This window comes from Bacillus cereus group sp. BfR-BA-01309 (genome assembly GCF_022664315.1).
Classification (GTDB): domain Bacteria; phylum Bacillota; class Bacilli; order Bacillales; family Bacillaceae_G; genus Bacillus_A; species Bacillus_A mobilis.
The window spans coordinates 41,277-47,276 of record NZ_JAKUHE010000027.1; the positions used below are offsets into that span (position 1 = coordinate 41,277).

Genomic DNA, 6,000 nt, shown 5'->3' on the forward strand with positions numbered 1-6,000 from the left:
TTCTTCACCATCTTTTCTAAATCTTAATTTAAATTAATTATAATAAAAATAAAATTCTAAATAAATAATAATTTCATTCATTCTTACAAAATTATTAACTTTCCACATTTATAAAGGTTTTTATTTTCTATTACCGAAAGTATAGTGCGGTAGAACAAAATTTATATTTGGAGGTTAGAAGTATGTCTAAAATTGAAACTCCTGTTATGACTTCTTTACAAACAACGGTTGAAAAAATGATGAAGGATTTACATGTTCCTGGTTGTGCTGTAGCTGTTATAAAAGATGGTGAAGTTATTATTTCAGAAGGTTTCGGCTATCGTAATATAGAGACAAAAGAGACTGTTACACCGAGTACTCGGTTCGCAATTGGTTCCTCAACGAAAGCTTTTGGCACACTTTCATTAAGTTTATTAGCACAGCAAACAAAGTTTAATTGGGATACTCCTGTCCAGACTTATATACCTAACTTCTCTTTATCAGAACTACTTGCTAGCTCACAAGTTACAGGACGAGACTTAGCTTCTCATCGCACTGGGGTAAGTCGTCATGATGCTCTTTGGTACAGCTCTTCTTTAACTCGAAAAGATATAGTAGAAAAAATAAAACATTTATCACTTGATGCTCCGTTCCGTACAGCATTTCTTTATAACAACTTAATGTATGCGACAATTAGTTATATTGTAGAAAACATTACGAATCAAACATGGGAACAATATGTTACAGAACATATTTTAGAGCCTTTAAATATGGATCAAACAAACTTCTCTGTTACAGACTCACAAAATACAGACAATTACGCTTTACCTTACGTTGAAAATGAGGGTGAAATAAAAGAAGTTCCATTCCATAATATTGATACAGTTGGTGCTGCTGGATGTATTAATTCTACAATTGAAGATATGGCAAATTGGGTACTTCTTCACTTAAACAAAGGGAAATTTGGAGATCATGAACTAATCTCCCCTGAATTATTACAACAACTGTTTACACCACATAATTCAATTCCAGATCAACCAGCTTTATCACTTCCTGAATCTCCATTAAATAGTTATGGGCTTGGTTGGTTTATTAGCGCTTATCGTGGTTATAAAATGATTCATCACGGCGGTAATATCGATGGATTTTCAGCGTTTGTTTCATTCATGCCAAATGAAAATGTAGGTCTTGCTATATTGACGAATGCTGGAGGTACATTACTTCCTATTTATCTAGCAAACCAAATTTACGACGAACTACTCGGATTAGAGTCCATCGACTGGCATAAACGTGCTGTAGAAGATAGTGAAAAAATGAAGGAAATGATGAAGGAAGCAACCGAATCCATCCCTGAACAAACGAAAGGGACTACACCTTCTCACAAGTTAGAGGACTACACTGGTACGTTTGAACATCCTGCTTATGGGATATTACAAGTAAACAAACGAGATGATTCGTTATATGTACAATTTATGGAGATGGATATTCAATTAGGGCATCATCATTACGACGTATTCTCCGCACCAATTGACTTGTTCCAAACAAAAATGAATCTATTATTTGCATATGAAATGAATGTGAGTGGTGAATTCCCATCCCTTCAGTTACATGTACCTGCAATGCTAAGTACTCAACCTCTTACATTCACTAAAATTAAATAGTTAATTTAATAGAGGGAAGCTTTCGCTTCCCTCTATTTTCCACTATGCTTTAATATAAAATTCCCCATTTCAATTGCTAAATCTTCACTTTGAGGATAAACACCTACGTTATCTCCATAAGCATGTCCTAAACCTCGATAAAGGACTGTTTCGGTATCCACTCCTCTGTTAGTTAATTTAGCTGCATAAGATAAACATTCTATCATTAGGAAATCATGCTCTCCTACTGTAATAAATGTACTTGGATAATCTGATGATACATCAACATATGGGCTTAAATACTTAGAATTAATTTCTTTCGTACCAAGTACTTCCGACATACCTCCAACCATTGAATGCATAATTTTAAGCATTTTTTCTAATCCTTTTTTATACTTTGGAGCAATTTCATATTTATCTATACTCCAAGAATAAAATTCATCTTCAAAGTCACACATATTAAGTGTGGGATATAGAAGTAGCTGTCCTTTAACAAGATTTCTACCCTCTTCCATATCTTTAGTCGTACAATATTGCGTTAAATTACCTCCAGCACTATCACCCGCAACAAAGATATTATTCTTATCGCCGCCCAATATGTCAGCATTCTCATAAATCCACTTTAAAGTTGTATAACAGTCTGTATGCCCAGTTGGAAAAGGATTTTCCGGAGCTAATCGATAATCGACAGAAACGGCTAGTATATTTGTTTTCTCAACTATCAATTTCACAAGCTCTTCAATCACATCTGGTGATCCTGCCATAAATCCACCACCATGAATAAAGTATAGAATTGGTGCATGCTCTCGTTTTGAACTACTATTATAAATTCTTATCGGAATATCAAATCCATCTTCAGCTTTCACAGTTTGATGCATAATATTAATATCTTGAGTGACAATGGGAACACTTTTAATCGCATTAAATTGTTTCCGCATATTCTTTACTGATTTTTCAGAAGCATCCATTTTCATCATATTTTTAGGCATAAATCTCATTACATTCATTTGAACCTTCATATCCTTATAAAGACGTGGATCCATAGCACCTTTTTCATCACAATCTGGTATGTTTTTTACTAAGATTTTTGCTCCCTGTAAGTTAATGTTTTCTTGTTTTTCTTGTATTTTTTCTAAAAGGGTTAAGTCATACTTTCTAGTCATCCAGTATTCATCCTCTCTTATTTTAAGCGTTTACATTTTTAGAGATTATATAAATCCCCTTTAAACCTTACTTCATCTGTTATTATTAAATTAAAAACGTTCCATGTACAAAATGTAACATGGAACGTTTTTTTATTGTTGTTCATATTTGATTGAATTATTGTCATTTTTTGATATAAATTTCTTCCTATACTGTAATGGTGTATATCCATATTTATCTTTAAACTGTGAAATAAACGATTTTATATTTGGAAATCCGTGTTTTACTGCTATATCTTGTACAGAACTTGTACTTCTAATAATATCTTCATAAGCCTTATAAAGCCTATACCTCGTTAAAAAAGTGGTGAAATTTGATCCAAACGATTTTTTGAACATGCGTGAAAAATGTTCTTCACTTACAAAAAAATGTTTAGCCACATCTTTTAGTTTCAGTTCTTCATTATAATGTTTGTAAATATACGTAATCATTTCCTTCTGTCTATTTCCAAGTTGAAAATTATTGTCTATATTCTCTCCAACTTTGCAATATCGCAATAAAATATAAACAATTTCATAAATTAAACTATTAATTTTTATGTAACTTAAATCATCAGAATGTATGACTAACTCTTTTAATTCATAAAATATTTGCCTAAGATTCGTTTTCTGAACGATGGATTCCACTATATTGAATCTATATTTATCAAAATCTTCATTTACCTCTTTAAGAAATTCATAAGAAATAATTAGCATCATTACTGCACAACTTGTATTCTCTACTTTTTCAAATTCATGAACATCTCCACTATTTACAAAAATAAATTCGCCAGCAGATAATTTCTTTTTTTGCCCATTCACATACAAAAATATTTCTCCATTAACTACTAAGCTAATTTCAATACTTCTATGCCAGTGAGGAGGAATATAATAGTGAAAATCAGTAGGAAACATCGTATCTTCTATGTATTCAACCATTCCTGGAATTCTATCACGTAATTTTATTTCTTCATATTTACCTTGCCTGACTTTCAATAACCCACCCCCTTTTTTTATTATAATGGAAACGTCAAGTTTCTCTTTATAGATAAAGGCGAAGGAATGTCTGGAATTGGTATACAACCACATATACATATCCCGTGGACTCCGGAACATATACAAGAAGATGTAGATTTAAAGTTAGCATTACAACTGCTTCAAAACGAAGAATGGTAAAAAATAAAGGTAGATGTGAATCACACCTACCTTTTCTATTTCATATCAATCTTTTCTGGTTGAAACCAAATTGGCTTTAATAACTCAAAGTTTTTATGATCCTCTAAAACGATAGTAAGGCGTTCTAACGTATCATCTAACATATGTGGTGCTGCTCTTAATGACCAGACAACTGATGAGAAAACCGTCATGCCAACATATACCGCATATAAATTCCAGAACTTCTCTGGTATTTTCCCATTAAAGTAGCCTTCTATTTGTCCGATTGAATACGGAATACTAATATCCCTTGCAAACAGTGCAATCTTTACGAAATCATGAAGTGGGTCGCCCCAGTCATAGCCATTAAAATCAACAACACCTACATATTTCCCATCTCGCACAATTATATTTTCTAAATGAAAATCATCGTGTTGAAATCGATTTGGGCGGTTCTTTAAATATTTTTCATTTTCATCTATAAACTTTATGATTTTATCATCATTTTTTATTTTTATTCCACATGTTTTATATGCCTCTACATATTTTTGGTGTTTTTTCATTGCTCTTTCATACCATGGAAGAATATCCTCAGGAGCTTCATATGTATGCATTTTCGCTAAATCTTTTCCTGCCTCTATACCAATCTCATATTGTTCTTTTGGTGAATACGTCGGCAAAAGCTTCTTCGCATCTTCCCCTTCTATATATGAGAAAATACTATATACACCTTCTTCTTCCAATATACCTATTTCAATCGGCCTTTGTGCCTGTACGTTACGTTTTACCATTTCATTTAAAATTTGAAATTCTATTTTCCTTCTTTCATACTCTTGTATATCGCCAATCCGTAACAAATATTTTTCATTATCAATTGTCGTAACTATATATTTCTTATCAGGAGAGAAACCTTTAGAAATCCCTTCAATATTCGCTGCATCTTTTATTATTTGTATATTGTTTTGCCATGCTGTAATTGTTTTCATTTTTATTCCCCTTACATTTCTACATTTGGTCTATACGCTACTTCTATATGAATAGCTTGTTATCTAGGCCCTAACGTCCTTACGATCTCCTCGTCTACTTCTTTAAAATATATTTCACTTTCTCTCGTACTATATGATACTATATTTACCTTTCTTCATCTAATTAATAAAAAATGGACTCCTCTAATTCGTTACCCAAAACTCAATAATGATGAATGCCTGCACGAAGTGTATTCATATTAAGAATACGCCCCTTGTACTACTTGCACAATTTCCATCGGTGTATTGACCATATAATCTGGTGCATCTTTTTTCACTGTTTCAATAACATCATACCCCCAAGATACCCAAATTACGTTCACCCCTGCCTTTTTACATGCTGCTACATCTCGCTGTTCGTCACCAACGTATAACATATCTTTCTCTGTTATCTTTTTGGATTTTAAAAACCTTTTTATCATTTTATCTTTCCCAAACAAATTTTTTGAACAATAAACTTCTTGAATATTTTCTATATCATTATTGTGTAAAAATGCCCGAATATGCTCTTCTGAGTTCGATGATATGACTGCAATTCCATAGCCTTTTTTATGTAGTTCATCTAATACATCCTTCATCCCATGGAACAAAATGAGATCTTTTATAGCAGGTTGATACAATTTATAAAACTCTAGTGCTAATATCGGTAGTTTATACAGTGGTACATCGAGTTGTTTACATCGCTCTGTCATCGTTAATTTACGTAAATACTCAATTTCTTCTTCCCTTACCGTTTTATACCCGTGCTTTTCAGCAAGTTGATTATAAATTGGTACAAATATATTTTGTGAATCTACTAATGTGCCATCAAAGTCAAAAACAATATACTTTTGCATTCCCATACTCCCTTTGCTTCTTTTTTCTAAACCTATCTTATTCAACAACATAGTTGTCTTACCCTTCTACAAAAATAAAAAAGAACAAGATTTTGAAGTGACCCCTAAAAGTTAGACACGGTTATTTCATTAGGCAGCTTGATCCAAATGAGTCCGGTATTGTACCGGGCTCATTTTTAATTTT

Annotated in this window: 5 protein-coding genes and 2 pseudogenes; 2 read left to right on the plus strand and 5 right to left on the minus strand. The window is 32.4% G+C overall.

Going from position 1 to position 6,000, the window contains the following annotated elements; translation table 11 throughout:
* Window positions 1–182 precede the first annotated feature (182 nt).
* A complete protein-coding gene (locus MR115_RS27670) occupies window positions 183–1,640 on the plus strand; it encodes a serine hydrolase (RefSeq protein ID WP_242243450.1) in 1,458 nt (485 codons plus the stop codon).
* Between the two features lie 32 nt (window positions 1,641–1,672).
* Here the strand turns inward: MR115_RS27670 and MR115_RS27675 are convergent, their stop codons facing one another.
* Both MR115_RS27675 and MR115_RS27680 read right to left on the minus strand, forming a co-directional pair.
* Window positions 1,673–2,782 (minus strand): alpha/beta hydrolase, encoded by a 1,110-nt coding sequence (locus MR115_RS27675; protein ID WP_242243451.1) that lies wholly within the window; start codon window positions 2,780–2,782, stop codon window positions 1,673–1,675.
* A gap of 132 nt (window positions 2,783–2,914) precedes the next feature.
* The gene (locus tag MR115_RS27680) at window positions 2,915–3,796 is read right to left on the minus strand and encodes an AraC family transcriptional regulator (RefSeq protein ID WP_242243453.1); all 882 of its coding nucleotides are present in this window, start codon (window positions 3,794–3,796) and stop codon (window positions 2,915–2,917) included.
* Between the two features lie 45 nt (window positions 3,797–3,841).
* On the opposite strand from MR115_RS27680, the pseudogene MR115_RS27685 reads away from it, so the two are divergent.
* Window positions 3,842–3,976 (plus strand): annotated as a pseudogene (locus tag MR115_RS27685) (S41 family peptidase); the annotation flags it as partial.
* A 35-nt stretch (window positions 3,977–4,011) separates the two neighbouring features.
* On the opposite strand, the gene MR115_RS27690 reads toward MR115_RS27685, so the two are convergent.
* The 3 genes and pseudogenes from MR115_RS27690 to MR115_RS27695 form a co-directional block, all read right to left on the minus strand.
* Window positions 4,012–4,941: an aminoglycoside phosphotransferase family protein gene (locus MR115_RS27690; RefSeq protein WP_242243455.1), complete on the minus strand. Its 930-nt coding sequence runs from the start codon at window positions 4,939–4,941 to the stop codon at window positions 4,012–4,014.
* Between the two features lie 62 nt (window positions 4,942–5,003).
* Window positions 5,004–5,179: pseudogene (locus tag MR115_RS30385) on the minus strand (VOC family protein); the annotation flags it as partial.
* A gap of 1 nt (window position 5,180) precedes the next feature.
* Window positions 5,181–5,816 carry an HAD family hydrolase gene (locus MR115_RS27695; protein WP_061679542.1) on the minus strand — a complete coding sequence of 212 codons (636 nt, stop codon included), beginning with the start codon at window positions 5,814–5,816 and terminating at the stop codon, window positions 5,181–5,183.
* Between the last annotated feature and the right edge of the window lie 184 nt (window positions 5,817–6,000).

What these genes read in the sequence shown, in the direction of transcription:
- MR115_RS27670 (WP_242243450.1), top strand. Translation starts at nt 183, where the DNA reads ATGTCTAAAATTGAAACTCCTGTTATGACTTCTTTACAAACAACGGTT.
- MR115_RS27695 (WP_061679542.1), bottom strand. Translation starts at nt 5,816, where the DNA reads ATGCAAAAGTATATTGTTTTTGACTTTGATGGCACATTAGTAGATTCA.
- MR115_RS27675 (WP_242243451.1), bottom strand. Translation starts at nt 2,782, where the DNA reads ATGACTAGAAAGTATGACTTAACCCTTTTAGAAAAAATACAAGAAAAA.
- MR115_RS27690 (WP_242243455.1), bottom strand. Translation starts at nt 4,941, where the DNA reads ATGAAAACAATTACAGCATGGCAAAACAATATACAAATAATAAAAGAT.